Here is an 18,298-nt window from a genome sequence, read left to right on the forward strand (position 1 = left end):
ACGGCGCGCCGCGGTTTGTCCTTTCGATCGGGCCCGGCGCCGCCTGCCTCCCGTGGTATGAACGCGGCGTGGAATCACGGTACCGCGCCGCAGAAGCCGCCCAGTTCGTCGAGACGTACGGCCCTCGCTGGGGCGAGGATCTGGCCCTGCGCGTCTACACGTCGCGCCTGCTCGGCCAGGACCCCGATCTCGTCCTGCACGGCGGCGGCAACACCTCCGTCAAGACGCGGGTGACCGAGCTCGTCGGCGACACGACCGAGGTGCTCTACGTGAAAGGCAGCGGCTGGGATCTCGGCGCGATCGAGCCCGACGGCTTCCCCGCCTGCCGGCTCGCGCAGCTCCGGCGGCTCTGCGAGCTGCCGAGCATGACCGACGAGCAGATGGTCTCGCTCCTCCGCTCGCACATGCTCGAGCCGAGCGCGCCGACGCCCTCCGTCGAGGCCCTCCTCCACGCCTACCTGCCCTTCAAGTACATCGATCACACGCACGCCGACGCCGTGCTCGACATCGTCGATCAGCCGGGATCGAACCAGCTCGTGCGCGAGGTCTTCGGCGATCGCGTGCTCTTCATCCCGTACGTGATGCCCGGCTTCGCGCTCGCGAAGAAGGTCGCGGATCTGTGGCGCGCGCTCACCCGCGCGGGCCGCGAGCCGAACGTGATGATCCTCGACAAGCACGGGATCTTCACCTGGGGCGAGACCGCGATGGAGAGCTACGAGCGCATGATCGCGAACGTGACGCGCGCCGAGCACTGGATCGAAGAGGCTACGGCCCTCTCGCGGCGCACGATCTCGAGCCCCTCGCCCGACGCCTGCGCGCGCCTCGCGCCGATGATTCGCGGCGCCCTCGCTCGCGCCTCCGGTGAGCGCTGGATCTGCTCGTTCCGCATGACGCCGCAGATGGTCTCGTTCTGCGACCGCAACGACCTCGACGAGATCACGCAGCTCGGCCCAGCCACGCCCGATCACGTGCTGCGCACGAAGCCGAAGCCGCTGCTCTTGCCGCCGCTCTCGCCCGACGATCGGCACAAGACGAAGGCCACACTCGACGCGGCGATCTCCGAGTACGCCGAGCAGTACAGGGCCTACTTCCGCCGCTGCTCGGCTGCGCGCCCCGGCGAGAGGCGCGAGCTCGACCCATGGCCACGCGTGCTGCTCATCGAGGGCCTCGGCGCGTTCACCGCGGGCAAGACGCGCAAGGACGCCGAGATCACGGCCGACATCTACGAGCACACGACGGGCGTGATCGAGCAGGCCACGGCGAACGCCGGCTACGAGCCCGCGAGCGAGCTCGACATCTTCGACGTGGAGTACTGGAGCCTCGAACAGGCGAAGCTGAAGAAGAGCGCGGGCGCGGGCAAACCCCTCGATCGGCACGTCGCGTTCGTGACAGGCGCGGCCTCGGGCATCGGCTTCGCCACAGCACGCGCGCTGCTCGCCGCGGGCGCGCACGTGGCGCTCACGGATCGAGACGAGGAGGCCCTCGAGCGCGCCGCGCAGTCACTCGTCGAAGCGCACAGCGATCGGGTGTTCCTGCTCCCCTGCGACGTGACCTCGAAGGACGACGTGCGCGTGGCGATCCGCAAGGCGACGCTGCGCTTCGGCGGGCTCGACGTGGTCGTGTCGAACGCAGGCGCAGCGTTCGAGGGGCCGATCCACGGGGAACAGGGCGACAGCGCGCTACGCGCCTCGCTGGAGGTGAACTTACTCGGGCACCAGAACGTCGCGCGGTTCGCCTCTGACGTCCTGATCCAGCAAGGCTCGGGCGGCGTGCTCCTCTTCAACGCATCGAAGAGCGCATTCAACCAGGGCCCCGATTTCGGCCCATACGCGATCCCCAAGGCCGCACTCGTCGCGCTCACGCGGCAGTACGCCGTGGATCTCGCGCCCTACGGGATCCGCTCGAACGCGGTGAACGCCGATCGCATCCGCACAGGCATCTTTGGCGGCGGCATGCTCGAAGCCCGCGCCCGCGCCCGCGGTGTCGGCGTGGATGAATATTTCCGGGCAAACCTGCTCCGCCGCGAAACCACCGCAGCCGACGTGGCGCAGGCCTTCGTTTATCTCGCCACGGCCGAGGCAACGACAGGCTGCGTCATCACGGTCGACGGAGGAAACGCAGCGGCGTTCCCGCGGTAGGTCGATTGAATTGCGTCGGGAACACGACGTACCATCCGCGTCGTGCGTCCCCTCCAAACCCTCTCCGTCCTCGCGCTCTCCGCCCTCTCGCTCACCAGCACGGGGTGCATCAAGAAGATGTTCCTCGAAGGCCAGATCGAAGCCACAGCCACAGCCTCGGCCGCGATCGATACGTTGACCGACTACGAGGTCGCAAAGGTCGTCGCGTTCAACGGCATCGGCCAGTTCGAGGGCATGCACTATCTCGCCCCCGACAACGAGGACGCACTCTTCGCACTCGTCAAGACCTATACGAGCGCCACATTCGCCTTCATCGAGGACGAGCTCGAGCAAGCCGAGGACGAGGAGGGGCTCGAAGGTCCGCGCTATCTGCACCTGAGAAACCGCGCGTCTGCGGCCTACGATCGCGGCCTACGGTACGGCCTCGAGCTCCTCGAGATGTATCACCCGGGCTTCGAGGGTGCGCGCAAGAACGACGACACGATGCGCGCCTACACCGCGCAGTTCACGGATCCCGAGCGCGACGCCCCTGCCCTCTTCTGGGCCGGCTACGCGTGGATCAGCAAGACGAACATCCTGAAGGACGACCCCGCGGCCGTCGGAGATCTGTTCATCGGCGTCGCACTCATGGAGCGATCCGTGGCGCTGGATCCGAAGTACATGGCCGGCAGCGGTCACACGATCCTCGGCGCCTATCACGCCCGCACCGCGATGGCCGAGCTCGACGAGGCAAAGAAGCACTTCGATCAGTCACTCGCGATCCACGGCGGCAAGATGCTCCTGACGCAGGTGCAGTACGCCGCGAAATACCATTGCTTCAAAGGCGACAAGGAGAGCTACGTGAAAGCCCTGACCGAGGTCGTCGAAGCCGGCGACGTCTTCCCCGAGCAGCGCCTGGCAAACGTGGTCGCGAAGCGCCGCGCCGTGCGTTACCTCGGCAAGGTGCGCATGCGCGAGTGCGGGTTCTAAGAGGGCGCTCGGCAGCGTAGCGCCGGGGTTTCACCCCGGACCCGACCAGGGGTTGTCCACCCCGGACCCGGACCAGCGCAAGCGCTGGACCCGGGGTCGATGAACTGCGCGATGCGCAGTTCATCGAACAGGCCAGGTCAAGACCAACGACGACCCTGCTGGCCGCACCGGGCCCGTTGGAAGAACTGCGCGATGCGCAGTTCTTCCACCCTCGGTCCAGGCCGTGCCTGGTCCGGGTCGAGGGGCGGACAGCCCCCGCGGGGTCCGGGGCAGCGCCCCGGCGCAACGGCTTGCGATGAGACGCTAGCCTCCGTCCTTCCCCGCTTCGAGCATCTCCTTCAGCAGATCGTCCATCTCGTCCGCGGCTTTCGGCGCCTCCGCGTCGGGCGCTCCTGCGTCTGCGCCGCCGCCGAGCATCTCCTTCAGCAGCGCATCCATCTCGTCCGCGCCTGCGTCTGCGCCTGCGTCCGCGCCGCTGTCCACTGCGGGAATGACGTCGCCCTTGGGCTTCGGCGTCTCGGGTTGCTTCGCTGCTGCGATCCCCTGCCCGTCCGCGCCCCACTTCGCGATGTCTTCCTTGCTGCACGGCTTGAGGTTGTTCGTGTCCTCCTGCACGCATTCGAGCAGCCATGCCTCGCGCGGCGCGACTCCGTCTTTCGCGGCCTGCGCCCGCGCATGCGCGACGTCGCCCGCGATCGTGAAGCTCGACATGGATGGCATGACGATCACGACGCCGAGGCCGATCGTCAGCACTGCGACGAAGGGTAGGACGACGCGGTAGACATCGACGATCGGACGCGAGAAGCGGAAGCTCGCGATGAAGAGGTTCAACCCCATCGGCGGCGTCACGTACGCGATCTCGAGGTTGAGCAGGAACATGACCGCGAGGTGGAATGGGTTGATGTGGAACGTCGCGGCGAGCGGGATGAGCAGCGGTATCGCCACGAGCAGCGCGCCAAACGGCTCCATCAGCATGGCGAGCACGAAGACGAAGAGGTTCAAGACCAGGATGAACTGCCAGGCCTCGGTCATGCCGCGCGCGGTGAACCATTCGAGGATCGCCTGCGGGATGCGCTCCTGGATGATGTAGTTCGTCATGGCCGTGGCCATCGCGAGGATGAGGATGATCGCGCCGGAGAGCGTCATCGCGTCGCGCGCGACCTTCACGACCTTGCGCAGGGTCAGATCCTTGTAGACGAAGACCTCGACGATCAGCGTGTAGATCACGGCCGCGCCGGCGCTCTCGTCGAGCTCCATGAGCCCCGTCGCCAGGCCGAGGCCGACGAGCAGCGGGGTCGCGAGCTCCCACTTCACGGCCCATACCGCGGAGCCGGCTTCTTTGAGGTCAAACTTCGATCGCGGGATGCCCGACCGCTTGCCCTCGTAGAACGCGTAGCCGCAGAGCAGCACCATCAAGAGGAGGCCCGGAGGCAGCGTCGCCTTGTAGGCGCGCGTGACGTCCACGCCCGCGACGAAGGCGTAGATCATGACGAGCGGGCTCGGGAAGAACAGCAGGCCCATCGCCCCTGCCGTCGTGACGAGGCCGAGCGTGAACTTCTCCGAATAACCCTGCCGGCGAAGCGCCGGATAGAGCAGGCCGCCGATCGCGACGATGGTGACGCCGCTGCCGCCCGTGAGCGTCGCGAAGAACGCGCTCGCCACGGTGCACACGATCGCGAGCCCCCCAGGCATCCAACCGAGCACCGCCGAGGCGGCGCGGACGATGCGATCGGGCGTCTTCGACTCGGCCATCAAGTAGCCGACGAACGTGAAGAGCGGGATCGTGGCGAGGATGGGCGTGTTCGAGAACCTGTCTTCGAGCACGTTCGCCGCGATGAACCGGACGAAGCGTTGATCGGGCAGATCCGAGCCGAGCCACGACAGGATGGAGATGCCGCCCATCACGGCGAAGAGCGGCATCCCCACGAGCGTGAGGAGGAAGATGACGATCGCCCAGAGTTTCATCGCGCCCCCTCCCCTGCCGCCGCGGATGCATCTGGCGCGTCGTCCTCGTCCCGCTCGTCGGCGTCGGACTCGACGGAGGCGTGGCCGGACGCGACGAACAGCGCGCGGAGCAGCACGCGCAGGCCGATCATCCAGAGCCCCACGACCCACATGAGGTTCATGTCGTGCACGAGCACGCCACGCGCGCTCTCGCCGGGCAGGTTCACGATGGCCACACGCGGCTCTTCTTCGGCGCCCGGCGGAGCCTTCATGCTCGCGAGCTCCTCCGCGGTGAAGCGATCGGCGAAGCCCGCCTCGTCGAGCCAGGTGTTCCACGCGCGACCGTTCATGCGCGAAGGATCGTCCCAGCGGGCGCCCTTGAAGACGACGGCGGGCATGGCCCGCAGATCGAGCGCGAGCTGCTTGCGCAGGACGAAGACGTGCAGCGACGAGGTGCGCGCGATGCCCGAGACCTTCTCCGCGATCGGCGCGTCCTTGGGCTGGCCGAAGCCCTCGATCGAGATGTAGTCGAGAAAGCCGAAGCCCGCGGTGAAGCAGACGGCGGCCGTCGCGAGAGCGCCCGCGATGTGCACGAAGGGGCGGAGCTTCGGCTGCATGAAGCGCAGCACGACGTCGATGTTGATGTGCTTCGAGCGCGCCGCCGCGAGCGACCCGCCGATGAGCGCGACGAGCAGCGTGAGGCGCGTGGCCACGCCGCGCAGGCCGCCGACGAGCGTGAGCGCCGAGCCCTCCTGGAGCCAGTTCAGGATCGCGTCGAAGTGATCCACGCCGATCTTGCGCCACGCCGGCGCGATGCCCGCGCCGATCGCCATCGCCGCGATCGTCACGATCGCGCGCTTCCTCTCGCTATCGACCTTCGCGCGCGCCGTCCCGAACCGCGCCAGCGCGCCGAGGATCGCTGCGCCGAGCAGCCCGCGAAACACGGTCCCGGCGGCGTTGTCCGCTTGCACCGGCGCGGCCAGGCCGCGCAGCGAGATCCACGCGACCAGCGAGAACACGAGCGCGAGCAGCACCACGAAGAGCAGGCGCGATTCGAACCACGTGAGCGCTCGCTCGATTCGCACGAACGGCAGGCCCCACGCGGCGCCTGCAGGTTTCGGCTCCGCGTGCGTTTGCGCGTCCTCCTCACGCGAAGGCACGTCCTCCGCTTCGCCCTTCTCCGTGCTCGTGGAAGCGTCGGATTCGCTGGGCGCTTCGGCCTCGGCCGGGTCTTTCGTTTCGTCGTCGCCCTGGCCTTCGTCGTCGCGTTCGCCTGCCATGGCGCGACATTAACGGTTTCAGGAAGCCCCGGTAAACGGCGGCGAACGCTTCGACGCTGTGCGTAACGGGGGTTTGGGGGCGTAGCTCGGCTTGTCCGAGCGTGGCCCCATCGTCAGAAAGGTTTTCCCTGGCTGGATCCAGGGCTCCGCGCCCCGTGATGCGTGGACAAACGGGAGCACGCGGGCTAACGAAACCCGCATGGAACAGCGCGCCGACGTCGTGATCGTGGGGGCCGGGCACAACGGACTCGCGGCGGCCATCCTGCTCGCTCGGAAGAAGCTCCGGGTTCTGGTCCTGGAAGAAAAACCCACCCTCGGCGGCGCCACGAAAACCGAATTCCCGTTTTCCCGCGCTCCGAAGCTCGGCGTTTCGACCGGCGCGTATCTGCTCGGCCTGATCCCGCCGGAGCTGCTCGCGAAGCTCGGCGTTGATCTGCCCATGAAGCGGCGCGATCCGCATTACTTCCTTCCCACGCGGGGCAACCGATACCTGCTCTTCGGATCCGACACGGCGTCGATGCGCCGGCAAATCTCGGAGTTTTTCTCGGAGGCGGACTGGAACGCGAACGTCGCGCTGAACGAGGAGCTCGCGGCGATCCGTGACGACATCGCAAAGACGTGGCTCGAAGAGCCGCTCTCGCTGGAGGAGACGGCCGAGCGGTACGTGCGGCCCGCGCTGCGCAAGGCGTTCGTCGATCTCTGTCGCGGGCCCGTGAGCGACTACCTCGATCGGTTCGGGTTCCAGAGCGATCTCATCAAGGCGATGTACGCCGTGACCGACGGCTTTTCCGGGCTCTCGGGCGGCTACGACTCGCCCGGTACGGGCATGAACTTCCTCGTCCACAACATGTGCCGCCTGCCCGGCGCCGATGGGACGTGGATGGTCGTCGAAGGGGGCATGGGCACGGTGTCGCAGACACTCGCGGCGAAGGCGCGCGACGAGGGCGCGGTGATTCGCGAAGGCGCGAAGGTCGCGTCGATCGAGGTGACGGACGGCGCGGTGAGCGGCGTGATCCTGGAGGACGGTTCGCGGATCGCGACGAAGGTCGTGGTGTCGAACGCGGATCCCTACCGGACGCGCGGGCTCGTGGGGAAAGAGCATCTGTCGGCGGCGCTGTCGCAGCGCCTCGACGAAGTGCAGCGGCCGGGCACGACCATGAAGGTGAACATGGCGCTGCGAGAGCTGCCGACGTTCACGTGTTTGCCCGAGGATCGTGGGCAGTACGGCTCGACGATCCATCTCCTGCCCGACGAGGACGAGGTGCTCGCGTCGCTCCGAAAAACCCACGCCGACGCGATGGCCGGGCGTCTGCCGGAGTTCCCGTCGATGGAGTGGTACATCCACACGGCCGTCGACGGCTCGCTGCGCGACGCGGAGGGACGACACAACGCCGCGCTCTTCGTGCAATGGGTGCCTTACGAGCTCGAAGGCGGCCGCGCCTGGGACGACGCGCTGCCGGGCTACGTGAAGCATCTGCTCTCGATCTGCGATCGCTTCGCGCCCGGCACGAGTGATCTCGTGGAGGACACGTTCGCGCTGTCGCCGAAGGGAATCGAGCGACATTTCGGCATCACGTACGGACACATCCACCACGTGGACAACAGCTACGGTTTTTCCGAGCGCATGCCGTATCGCTTCGGCGTCCCCGGCCTCTACCTCGCGAGCGCCGGCGCGCACCCGGCCGGCGCGGTGATCGGCGCCGCGGGCCACAACGCAGCAGAGGCCGTGATCAAGGACCTCGGGTAAGCTCTCGCCCGTGTTCTCGCCCGTCGGCATCTCCCTCGCAGCAGGGATCTCGGCGCTCGCGGGTCTCGTCGAGATCGTGCGCGCCGCTCGGCTCGTGCGCGTGGGCAAGATCGCGACGGCGCGCGTCGTCGTAAACACATCCGCCGAGCCAGACGACGACGATCCACCGCCGCGGCTTCGTTTCCGAACGGAGGACGGGCTCGACGTCGAGGTGATCGAGCGGACGCGCAAGGCCGGTGACGAGGCGCGGATCGGCGCGGAGGTGCCCGTGCTCTACGATCCGCGGGATCCCGAACGCGCGCGGCGAAACGCGTCGGCGCAGATCTGGGGCCCGGGGCTCGTGTGGATCGCGTTCGCCGCGCTGCTCGGTGTCGCCGCGGCCGTCCAGGCGCTCGTGACCTAGCCGTCCGTGTCACAAAACGAGCACGGACTCTCCCCACCCGCTCGGGCCAGAACGAAGTAGTATCGCCGGAGACCGTGACTTCGGCCCACAACCCCATCGGCCCGTCGGATCCTCCGGCCGCTCCCCAGGGCTACAAACCCACGCTGCTCGACGGAACGCCGTACCGCTTCATCGCGCCGCTCGGCCGCGGAGGCATGGGCGACGTGGTGGAGGCCGAGCACGTGGCGCTCGGCAAACGCGTGGTCGTGAAGCTCCTGCAAGAGCGGCACGCGAACCGTCCCGACTACGTCGACCGGATGCGGATCGAGGCGCAAGCGCTGGCGAAGCTCACGCACCCGAACCTGGTGCAGGTGACCGACTTCGGGCAGACGGCCGAAGGACGGACGTTCCTCGTGATGGAGCGTCTCCACGGGCGGAACCTGCGCGAGGAGCTCGAGCAGCGGACGTTCTTCCCGGTGGCCGAGGCGATCGACGTCGTGCGTCAGGCGCTCGCAGGCCTCGCCGCCGCGCACGACGCGGGCGTCGTGCATCGCGACGTGAAGCTCGACAACCTGTTCCTGTGCGACGCGCCGAACGGTGAACGCCGCCTGGTGAAGGTGCTCGATTTCGGCGTCGCCAAGGTGATCGGCGTGGCGGGGGACAGCACGCCCCTGCCACTCGCGTTCCCCACGGCCGAAGGCGTGGCGATGGGCACGCCGCGCTTCTTCTCGCCGGAACAAGCGCGCGGTCGTCCCGTCGACGGTCGCGCGGATCTCTACGCCGTGGGCATGGTGCTCTACACGCTGCTCGCAGGGCGCGGGCCGTTCGATCACATCACGACGCTGCTGGAGCTGACGCGCGCGCACGCGTTCCAGGTGCCGGAGTCACCCTCGCGGTACGCGACGCAAGCGCTGCCGGCCGGGCTCGATGCGATCGTGCTGAAGGCACTCGCGAAGGAGCCCGCGGATCGCTTCGCCACGGCGCGAACGTTCGCCGCGGAACTCGAGCGTGTCGCGGACGGTCTCTCCTCGAGCAACATCCGCCCGCGCTGGGACACGACGGACGTGATGCCGACGGTGCCGGTCGTGAAGAAGGAGCCGGAGCCGGTCGTGGACGACGAGCCGGCGACGATGCGCGTGGACACGCTGCCGAAAGACGCGCTGCCCAAGGCGATGCCGGACGACGATGACGACGCGCCCGACACGCCGACACGTCGCCTGGTGCGGCCGATGCCGTTCATGCGCGGGCAGCGGAAGAGCGCGGTGCCGCCGCTGCCGCTGCCCGAGGCTGCACCTGCGCCCGCGTGGGAAGCCAAGCCGTCTGCGACCATCAGCGAGCCGCCGAAGACGCTGGAGAACATCCCGCATCGGTCCTCCGAACCGCCGACGCTCGCACGGCCGGAGGCGGTCACCTCGCAGCCCGCGACGTCCCAAGAGGTTTCCTCGTTCCCGCCGGATCCCGTCCTCGACGCGACGCTCACCTCGGCGATGCGCGCGCCGAAGCCGCCGAGCGACACGTCCGCGCTGCCGCCGGATCCCATCCTCGACGCGACGTTCCCCTCGGGCCCGCGCGCCGAGGAGCCCACGCAAGCCCGCAGCCCGTCCGAGCACCCCGCCGCGAACCGCGTCCCCTCGGAGCACCCCGCAGCCCCCACGCGCACGGGCTCCGAGCGGCCCACCTCGTCCGGCGGAACGGGCCGCGCGGATCGGATCTCCGCCCTGCCCGGCCGGAACCCCGATCGACCTTCGATCGTCCCGGGCCGCGAGGGTCGCGTCTCCGTCCTGCCCGGTCGCACGGATCGCACCTCGGCCCTGCCTACGCGCCCCGATCGCATCTCCGCCCTGCCCGCTCGCCCGGAGCGCACGTCGAACATCCCGCCGCGCGCGGCCGAGCCCGCCGCCGTGCCCGAGCGACGCGGTAACCTCCCCGCCGCCGCGCCGCTGCACCCGCCCGCGCCGCTGCCCGAGGAGCGCATCTCGGTTCCTCCGCCGGGCCCCGGCGCCGTCCCTGGCGGCGTCCCCGGCGGCGTGCGCCCGCTGCGCGCGCCCGTGCCCTGGCGAAGGCGCCCCGCGGCAGCATCGACGAGCGGCGCGATGCGTGGCGCAGCTGCCGCGACGCAGACCAAGCCCGTCGAGATCGAGCAGGGCAAGCAGCAGATGGCGATCCTCGTGATCGTCGCGGCCCTCGCTCTCGTCGCGGCCGGCGTGCTGCTCGCGCTTCGTTTCCTGCGCTGAAGGCGACGCTCAGAAGCGGCCGACGAGTCCGATCCCAGTCGGCCCGATGTTCAGCCGGATCGAGGTCGTTTCGGGGCTCTTCTTGGGCTCGCCGCCCGAAAGGAAGATCCCCGCGACGCCGACGCCGATGCCGACGACCGCGAGTGCGAACGCGACGTTGGAGACGTTGGCGAGCGTCTTCGCGGAGTCGTTCACCGGCGTAGCTTCGTCGAGCGCAGCCTGCGTCGGGCACGTCCCCGCGGGGCAGAGCTCTCCCACGGTGCCCGCGCGCGAGAGCGAGAGAGCCCCGGTCACCGCGCCCGCGATGAGCCCTGCGCCGCCCACGCCAAAGCCCACGTAGACGAGCGGCGAGACACGCCGGCCGGGCTCGTGGACGTCATCCGACGCCGCCGCGTCGCCGAGCGCGAGCGTGACCTTTTGCCGCTGCGCCTCCGCGATCTCGATCTCCTTCGACACGGGCGGGAGCCCCGTCGCCGCCGCCGAGACCTCATGCTTGCCCGGGTTCACCGGCTGCGCCGCGCGCGCGGCCTCGCTCGGCACGAGCACGCCGTCGATCTTCACCTCGACCGGCGCGCTCTCGGGCACGCCTCGCACGACGACCGTGAGCATCGGGATGCGCGGCTCGATCTCCGCCGCGAGTTTCTTCGCGGCCTCGCGCGCCTCGGTGAACGGCTTCGGCTCGCCGGGCTTCTCGGGCAAACGCGTGACCTCGAGCGCGGCCTTGTGCGCCTCGACGAGGTGCCCGAGCTTCTCCTCGGTGCGCGCGACCTCGATGCCCGTCGACGGCACGCCCATGATCGCGTGCGCCGCGCGATAAGCGCGCAGCGCGCCGGCGAAATCCTTCTTCTCGACCTTCGCGTCGCCCTCGTCCATGAGCGCGCGCGCCATGTCGCGCTCCGTCTTCGATTGCGCGAGCGCGACGGCGTTTGCCGCCACGATCGTCGTGAAGCCGAGGAGCCACGCGACGAGCGTCCTCCGCGCTCGCCCGCGTGCCCTTTCAGAACCCACGATCACGTTTCGTTTTCCCCGTGGAGGTGGAGGTCGAAGTCGAGGTCGGCTTGACGGGCGCCACGGACGCCTTCGCCGAGGTCGCCGGCGGCGCCTCCGCGGTCTCGGTCGGCGTCGCGGCCGGGGTCGCGGCCGGCGTCGCAGCAGGTGTCGCGACGGGCTCCGGCGTGGGTGCCGGAGGCGCGGCTTGCGCAGCCGCCTTCGTCGTCGTCACGTCGGTCGGGAGCGCGGCCGCCGCGTTTTCACCTTCGGTCCCATCGCCCTTCGTGAGCACGACGATCACGATCAGGATGAGCACGACGACCCCGAGCGCGCCCGACACGACCGTGACCAGCGCGCGTCGTCGCGAAGAGCTCTTCCACTCGGCATGCGTGACCGACGAGCCATGAAACGTCTGCAGCGGCGGCGGCGCTGCGGCCGCGCCGCTCGCGGCCCACGGCGGCTCGCCGGACGACGCATACCGCCCCGAGCCCGTCGGCAGCGCCGTCTCCGGCAGCCCCGGCGGAGGCGTGGCGACCGAAGGTCCGGTGTTCATCATCGGCGGCGGCGTCGCGCCCGAGACCCACGCTGCGCCCGAGGTCGACGCGCCGCTCCCCGGCAGCGGTGTCAAGCTGCCCGGCGGCTGCGCCGTCGGGGCCGCTCGCGAAGCCGCGCTCGTGTCCAGCCGGAACGGCGACGCCGGCGCGGCATACCCGCCCGCGACGAGCGCCGCGAGGAACGCATCCGCGAGCTCCTTGGCCGACTGGAACCGCTGCGCCGGATCCCGCGCGAGCGCCCGCAGGAACCACGCGTCGAGCGTGGGCAGGAGCCCGGGTCGCCTCTGGCTCGGCGGCACGAAGCTCCCGCGCTCGATCGCGATACACACCGCGCCGAGCGTCTCGCCCTGGAACGGCACGTGCCCCGTGAGCGCGCGATACAGGACGACGCCGACCGACCACAGATCCGCCCGATGATCCACGCGCCGCGCGCTCAGGATCTGCTCGGGGCTCATGTAGTGCGGTGTGCCCACCATCGCGCCCGTGCCCGTCATGCCGTCGAGCCCTTCGCCCTCGGGCGTCGCGTGCTTCGCGATCCCGAAGTCGAGCAGTTTCACGAAGAGCTCGCCGTCCTGATCACACAGGAAGACGTTGTCGGGCTTCATGTCCCGATGAACGATGCCGAGCGCGTGCGCCTTCGAGAGAGCGCGCGCCACGTGCACGACGATCGTCGCCGCCTCGTCGAGGCCGATCGTGCCGATCTTCGAGAGCCGCATGCGCAGGTCTTCGCCTTCGAGCAGCTCCATCACGATGTACGGCGTGCCGTCGGGCGTGATGCCGTGATCGAAGACCTGAACGACGTTCGGGCTCTTGATCTGCGCGCTCGCCATGGCCTCGCGCGTGAAGCGAGCCACGTACTCCGGGTCCTGCGCGAGGCGCTCGGACATGAACTTCACGGCGACCTGCGTGCGCAGCGTCAGGTGCTCTGCGAGCCACACGCTGCCCATTCCGCCGCGCTTGAGCGGACGAAGCAGACGCACGTTGGTACCGACGATCGCGCCGGCCGAAAGGCTCACGGCGCGGAGAATACCACGGCATCCGCTGCGGTGAGATTCATTCGACGCGCGAAAACGCCTCGTTAGCCCTTGTCACGCTTCGCGTCGTCCATCCGGATCTCGTGCAAGATCTCCTCGACGCGATACGCGCTGTCCTGGCCCGTGTCGTAGATGAACTTGAGGTCCGGGGCCCGGCGAAGCTGGACCGCCTTGCCGACATCGCGCCGGAGCCGTCCCCCGGCCGCCTCGAGCCCCTTCAGCATCGACCGGCGCTCCGCTTCGCCCTGCGCCGTGCCGAGCTCGTTCCGCACGAAGACCCGCGCCGTCTGCAGGTCGTCGGTCATCTCCACGCGCGAGATGAGCACCCCGAAGAGGCGCGGATCCGCCATGTCCCGCAAGAGCGCCGCGAGCTCCTCACGAACCCGCGCCGCCACCCGAGCCGACCGCAATCCTTGTCCACTCACGCGGATTCCCCTTCGTCGTCGTCGTGGTCGTCGTCGCCGAGATCCCCGAGCATCTGCTCGATCCCGCCCACGACGCCCCGACCACCTTCGCCGAAGCTCACGATCTCGCTCGCCCGATCGGCGAGGAGCGCGTCGGGCAGCGTGGAGGCCATGCTCACCACGCTCGAGATCATCTGATCACAGACCGTGTGCGAGTTCGACACGACCGCGACCCCGAGGGTGGCGTGCCGCGGATCGTCGAGAACCCCGACCTCCGCGACCGCCACCTTCAGCCGTGCTTGCACCCGCTCCTTGAACGAGCGGACGACGCTCCGCTTGTCCTTGAGCGACCGCGCCCCGGGCACATCCAACCTCAGCCTCAACACACCAACAAACATCGTCGTTCGCCGGCGCTACCCGGGTCCGCGGTCACCCCGAAGCTCAGGTGAGCTTCGTCTTGACCTCTTCGATCTCGAAGCACTCGATGACGTCGTTTTCCTTGAGGTCCTGGTAGTTCTCGAGCGAGATGCCGCACTCGAACCCCTCGGTCACCTCTTTCGCGTCGTCCTTGAAGCGGCGCAGGCCCGAGAGCTTGCCCGTCCAGACGACGACGCTGTCGCGGATGAGCCGCGCCTCCGCCGTCCGCTTCACGAGCCCGCTCGTCACCATGCAGCCGGCGACGGTGCCAATCTTCGCGACGCGGAAGACCTGACGAACCTCCGCCCGGCCGAGCTGCTTCTCGACCTTGGTGGCAGGCAAGAGGCCTTCCATCGCGGACCGGATGTCGTCGACCGCGTTGTAGATGATGTTGTAGAGCCGGATCTCGACGCCCTCGGTCTCGGCATGGCTCGCGGCCTTGCCCGCAGGCCGGACGTTGAACCCGACGATGATCGCCTTCGAGGCGACCGCCAGGTTCACGTCGCCCTCGGTGATGCCACCGACGCCCGCGTGCACGATCGTGACCTTGACCTTCTGCGTCGAGAGCTTCGAGAGCGCGTGGGTGATGGCCTCGACCGAGCCCTGCACGTCGCCCTTCACGATGAGCTTCAGCTCGAGCTGATCGCTCTCCGCGAGGCGCGAGGTGAGGGTCTCGAGCGACACCGCCGAGCTCTGCGGGATGAGCGACTTCGACGCCTTCTTGCGACGCGTCTCCGCGATCTCCTCCGCCGTCTTGGCGTCCTTGACCGCATGCACCGGATCACCCGCGCTCGGCACCTCGTTCAAACCGAGCACCTCGACTGGCGTCGCCGGACCCGCGCTCCCGACCGATCGGCCGAGCTCGTCCGTCATCGCCCGGACCTTCCCCCACACGCTGCCGGCGATGATGATGTCGCCCGTGCGCAGGGTGCCGTCCTGGATCATGACGCGCGCGACCGGACCGCGGCCGCGATCGAGCAGCGCCTCGATGACCGTCGCGCTCGCGCGACGCTTCGCGTAGGCCTTGAGCTCGAGGATCTCGGCCTGCAGGATGATCGACTCGAGGAGCTGATCGATGTTCTGCCCGGTCTTCGCCGACACGTGCATGAACATCGTCTGGCCGCCCCACTCCTCCGGCTGAAGCCCGAGATTCGCGAGGTCGCGCTTGATCTTGTCGGGATCCGCGCCCGGCTTGTCGATCTTGTTCACCGCGACGATGATCGGCACCTTCGCGGCCTGCGCGTGCGAGATCGCCTCCTTGGTCTGCGGCATGACGCCGTCGTCCGCTGCGACCACGAGCACGACGATGTCCGTCAGCGAGGCGCCGCGGGCGCGCATCGCCGTGAACGCCTCGTGACCCGGCGTGTCGAGGAACGCGATCGTCCCACGCGGCGTCTCGACGCGGTACGCGCCGATGTGCTGCGTGATGCCGCCCGCCTCGCCCTCGGCCACGCTGGCCTTGCGGATCCGGTCGAGCAACGACGTCTTGCCGTGGTCGACGTGACCCATGACCGTGACGATCGGCGGACGCAGCTCGAAGTCGAGGTCGGCCTCGGACTCGACGCGCGTCGCGTCCTCGAGCGTCTGCGTCTCGCTGACCGCGACGTCCTCGACGCTCCAGCCGAACTCGCTCGCGATGATCTTCGCGGTGTCGGCGTCAAGCGTCGAGTTGATGTTCACGCCCGTCATCCCCATGCTGAGGAGCTTCAGGAGAACATCGGTCGACTTCACGCTCATCTTCCCGGCGAGCGCCTGCAGGCTGACCTGCTCCTCGATTTTGACGACCTTCTTGTGGGAGGCCATCTCCTGCGTGGAGACCTGCGCCGGGCCGCGCCGCTGCTGGATCGGAGGCCCGCCCGGACGACGGAAGCCGCCCATGCCAGGACGCTGCGGGCCGCTGCGCGGTCCGCCCGGCTGACCCGGACGACCCGCCTGCGGGCCGAAGCCCGTGCCGGGACGGCCCGGCTGCGGCGCCTGGGCGCGCGGATCGTAGGTCGTGCGGCGCGGCGTGCTCGTGCGCTGCGCGGCCGGCATCGGGACGCCGGGGCGGCCCTGCCACACGTCGATGCCCGTCTTCGGCGGGGACGACGGACGCGGCGGGACCGAGGACGGCGTGTCCGACGGCTTGCGCGGCGGCGGCACGGACGACGCAGGCGCCGTGCGAGCCGGAGGCGGCGCGCTCGGCGGCGGCGTGCGACCCGGGCCCTGCTGCGGCGCGGGCGAGCGCGTCGTGGCCGGAGGCGGCGTCGTGGGCTTCGACGGGCCCTGCTGCGACGACCCACCGGCCCGCTGCGGCTGCTGCGCCTGCGGAGCCGCCGCCGGTTTGGGCGCCTCGGGCGCGGGCTTTGCCGGCTCCTCGGCCTTCTTGGGCGGCTCGGCAGCCGCCTTCGGCGCAGGCTCCGCGGCCTTCGGCGCAGGCGTCGTTGCCGGAGCGGCCGGCGGCGCGGGCGGCGCCTTCGGCGTCTCGGCAGGCGCGGCGACCTGCTTGGCAGGCTCCTCGGCCTTCTTGGGCGGCTCCGCTGCGACCTTCGGCGCCGGCTCGGGCTCGGCCGCCTTCGGGGCGGGCGCGGGCTCGGCCGGGGCTGCCGCGGCCTTCGGGGCCTCGGCCGCGACCGCGGGCGCGGGCTTCGGAGCCTCGACCGGCGGCGGGGGTGCCGCCTCCACGGGCTTCGGCGCGGGCGCCTCCGGGGCCTTCTCCACGGCGACGGGCTTCGGGGGCTCCGCTGCCGCGACCGGGGCCGGAGCAGGGGGCGGCGCAGGCGGAGCAACCTCGCGCGCCTCCTTCGCTTCACGTTCCACCGGCTGGGCGGGCGCCATCTGCGTCGCTGCGGGCTTCTCGGGAGCGGGCGCGGGAGCAGGCTTCGCCGCCTCGACGACCGGCGCCGGAGCTTGCGCGGTCCTCGGCGCGGGCGCGGCCGCTGTCGATGTCGGGCTCGTCGGGGCGGGAGCGGCGGATGGAGCGGAGGCGCGCGCGGGCGGGACGTTGGGAGCGGCGGCACGTGCGGGGGTCGTCGTCGGCTCGGGGCCGGAGGTCTCACCTTCGGCGCCCCGCGCACGGCGCTTCACGACCGTCGGACGGATCCGTTCCTCGACCACCTCGGGCGCCTTTTGCCGCTCCAGATGGCGCTTCACGCGCTCCACCACATCGCTCTCAACCGCGCTCATGTGGTTGCGCACGTCGCCGATACCCATGGACTGGAAGAGCGCGACCAGCGTCTTCTGATCCATGTTGAGCTGTTTAGCGACCTCGTACACCCGAACTTTGCTCATGCACCTCGCTCCAGTAACGACAAACCCGACTCACCCGTCCGCACGACGATCCTGACCGGACCGCGCCCCATCTTCATCGATCCCGCCGCCCGCATTCTTCGGCGTGGACCTTCCCGAGGACTGCTGCCCGGTACCACCGGGGCGCCTCGCATCATGGCGCTTGCGGCCCGCCGCCGCACCCTCGAGCGGCGCCGCGACGAGCGCGGAGGCCGCTTGCACGGCCTCCCGGAGCGCCGCCGCGATCCGATCATCCTTGATCGCCATGACGGCGAGCCCTTCCGCGCGCTTCGACGAAGCAGCGGCAGAGCACAACGTAGCCAAGACCTTCTTCGTCCCCCAGGCGACCGCGCGCCCCTCGGAGACCGCCCGGCGCACGGCCGAGAGCTCCGAGCCCGCCGCCGCGTCCGTCGCGACCACGAGGAGATCCGCTTCCCCCCGTTCCTCGGCGCCCGTCACCGCGTCGGCCCCGAGCGCGACCTTCCGCGCCCGGGCCGCCGCAACCACGAGCCCCTGCACCCGCCGATCCAGCGCGCGCACGATCGCCCGCGAGAGCGAGCTCGCGTCGAGCGGGACGAGCTTGCCCGACGACGTCGCCTCCGACGCCGCCGTCTCCTCGCCCTGCTGCTCGGGCCCCTCGTCCCAGAGCAGGCTCACCTTGCCCTTCGCCGCGCGCGAGAGGCCCCGCTGCGCGGCCTTCTCCACGCAGGACGGCCTCGGGTGCACGTGCGCGCCGCGGCCGAAGCCACCGCCCGCCGCGTCCACCGCGACCTCGCCGCCCGGACCAAGCACGAGACGGACGAGCACGGACGGAGCCGACCCGGAGCGCGGGATTTCGACCCGCTCTCCACAGCCGACACACGTGCGCACCCGCGACGAACCTTCTCGGTCCGCCTGCGGCGTCGCTCGCTCTGCGTCTGTCCGTGCTTCCACCATCG

The 18,298-nt window shown here is 70.0% G+C and carries 13 protein-coding genes; 5 read left to right on the forward strand and 8 right to left on the reverse strand.

The genetic code is table 11. The features are described from left to right. Window positions 1-68 precede the first annotated feature (68 nt). A complete protein-coding gene (locus tag KEG57_RS24535; protein WP_272423341.1) occupies window positions 69-2,138 on the forward strand; it encodes a bifunctional aldolase/short-chain dehydrogenase in 2,070 nt (689 codons plus the stop codon). 42 nt (window positions 2,139-2,180) lie between these two features. After that, entirely contained in the window at window positions 2,181-3,107 is a 927-nt protein-coding gene (locus tag KEG57_RS24540) for a TRAP transporter TatT component family protein (protein ID WP_272423340.1), read from the forward strand. A gap of 303 nt (window positions 3,108-3,410) precedes the next feature. Here the strand turns inward: KEG57_RS24540 and KEG57_RS24545 are convergent, their stop codons facing one another. Both KEG57_RS24545 and KEG57_RS24550 read right to left on the reverse strand, forming a co-directional pair. Beyond that, window positions 3,411-5,072: a TRAP transporter large permease gene (locus KEG57_RS24545; protein WP_272423339.1), complete on the reverse strand. Its 1,662-nt coding sequence runs from the start codon at window positions 5,070-5,072 to the stop codon at window positions 3,411-3,413. Next, window positions 5,069-6,331 (reverse strand): TRAP transporter small permease subunit, encoded by a 1,263-nt coding sequence (locus tag KEG57_RS24550; protein ID WP_272423338.1) that lies wholly within the window; start codon window positions 6,329-6,331, stop codon window positions 5,069-5,071. Before KEG57_RS24550 ends, KEG57_RS24545 begins: the two co-directional genes overlap by 4 nt. Window positions 6,332-6,530: 199 nt before the next feature. On the opposite strand from KEG57_RS24550, the gene KEG57_RS24555 reads away from it, so the two are divergent. The 3 genes from KEG57_RS24555 (at window position 6,531) to KEG57_RS24565 (ending at window position 10,694) form a co-directional block, all read left to right on the forward strand. Next, window positions 6,531-8,078 (forward strand): phytoene desaturase family protein, encoded by a 1,548-nt coding sequence (locus KEG57_RS24555; RefSeq protein WP_272423337.1) that lies wholly within the window; start codon window positions 6,531-6,533, stop codon window positions 8,076-8,078. 10 nt (window positions 8,079-8,088) lie between these two features. Next, complete coding sequence (locus KEG57_RS24560) at window positions 8,089-8,481, forward strand: DUF3592 domain-containing protein (protein ID WP_272423336.1); 393 nt, start codon at window positions 8,089-8,091, stop codon at window positions 8,479-8,481. A 74-nt stretch (window positions 8,482-8,555) separates the two neighbouring features. Beyond that, window positions 8,556-10,694 carry a serine/threonine-protein kinase gene (locus KEG57_RS24565; RefSeq protein WP_272423335.1) on the forward strand — a complete coding sequence of 713 codons (2,139 nt, stop codon included), beginning with the start codon at window positions 8,556-8,558 and terminating at the stop codon, window positions 10,692-10,694. Window positions 10,695-10,703: 9 nt separating this feature from the next. Here the strand turns inward: KEG57_RS24565 and KEG57_RS24570 are convergent, their stop codons facing one another. The 6 genes from KEG57_RS24570 to KEG57_RS24595 form a co-directional block, all read right to left on the reverse strand. Beyond that, window positions 10,704-11,702 (reverse strand): hypothetical protein, encoded by a 999-nt coding sequence (locus KEG57_RS24570; RefSeq protein WP_272423334.1) that lies wholly within the window; start codon window positions 11,700-11,702, stop codon window positions 10,704-10,706. Next, a complete protein-coding gene (locus KEG57_RS24575; RefSeq protein WP_272423333.1) occupies window positions 11,692-13,254 on the reverse strand; it encodes a serine/threonine-protein kinase in 1,563 nt (520 codons plus the stop codon). The genes KEG57_RS24570 and KEG57_RS24575 overlap by 11 nt, the downstream gene beginning before the upstream one ends. A 62-nt stretch (window positions 13,255-13,316) precedes the next feature. Continuing rightward, entirely contained in the window at window positions 13,317-13,697 is a 381-nt protein-coding gene (gene rbfA, locus KEG57_RS24580; protein WP_272423332.1) for a 30S ribosome-binding factor RbfA, read from the reverse strand. After that, a complete protein-coding gene (locus KEG57_RS24585; RefSeq protein WP_272423331.1) occupies window positions 13,694-14,074 on the reverse strand; it encodes a DUF503 domain-containing protein in 381 nt (126 codons plus the stop codon). The genes rbfA and KEG57_RS24585 overlap by 4 nt, the downstream gene beginning before the upstream one ends. Window positions 14,075-14,117: 43 nt before the next feature. Next, window positions 14,118-17,363 (reverse strand): translation initiation factor IF-2, encoded by a 3,246-nt coding sequence (infB, locus tag KEG57_RS24590; RefSeq protein ID WP_272423330.1) that lies wholly within the window; start codon window positions 17,361-17,363, stop codon window positions 14,118-14,120. Window positions 17,364-17,393: 30 nt separating this feature from the next. Continuing rightward, window positions 17,394-18,296 carry a YlxR family protein gene (locus tag KEG57_RS24595; protein WP_272423329.1) on the reverse strand — a complete coding sequence of 301 codons (903 nt, stop codon included), beginning with the start codon at window positions 18,294-18,296 and terminating at the stop codon, window positions 17,394-17,396. Window positions 18,297-18,298: the final 2 nt, after the last annotated feature.

The organism is Polyangium jinanense, assembly GCF_028435365.1.

Bases quoted from the DNA above. Each gene is read 5' to 3' on its own strand.
- KEG57_RS24595 (WP_272423329.1), bottom strand. From the start codon at position 18,296: ATGGTGGAAGCACGGACAGACGCAGAGCGAGCGACGCCGCAGGCGGAC.
- KEG57_RS24545 (WP_272423339.1), bottom strand. From the start codon at position 5,072: ATGAAACTCTGGGCGATCGTCATCTTCCTCCTCACGCTCGTGGGGATG.
- KEG57_RS24585 (WP_272423331.1), bottom strand. From the start codon at position 14,074: ATGTTTGTTGGTGTGTTGAGGCTGAGGTTGGATGTGCCCGGGGCGCGG.
- infB (WP_272423330.1), bottom strand. From the start codon at position 17,363: ATGAGCAAAGTTCGGGTGTACGAGGTCGCTAAACAGCTCAACATGGAT.
- KEG57_RS24550 (WP_272423338.1), bottom strand. From the start codon at position 6,331: ATGGCAGGCGAACGCGACGACGAAGGCCAGGGCGACGACGAAACGAAA.
- KEG57_RS24555 (WP_272423337.1), top strand. From the start codon at position 6,531: ATGGAACAGCGCGCCGACGTCGTGATCGTGGGGGCCGGGCACAACGGA.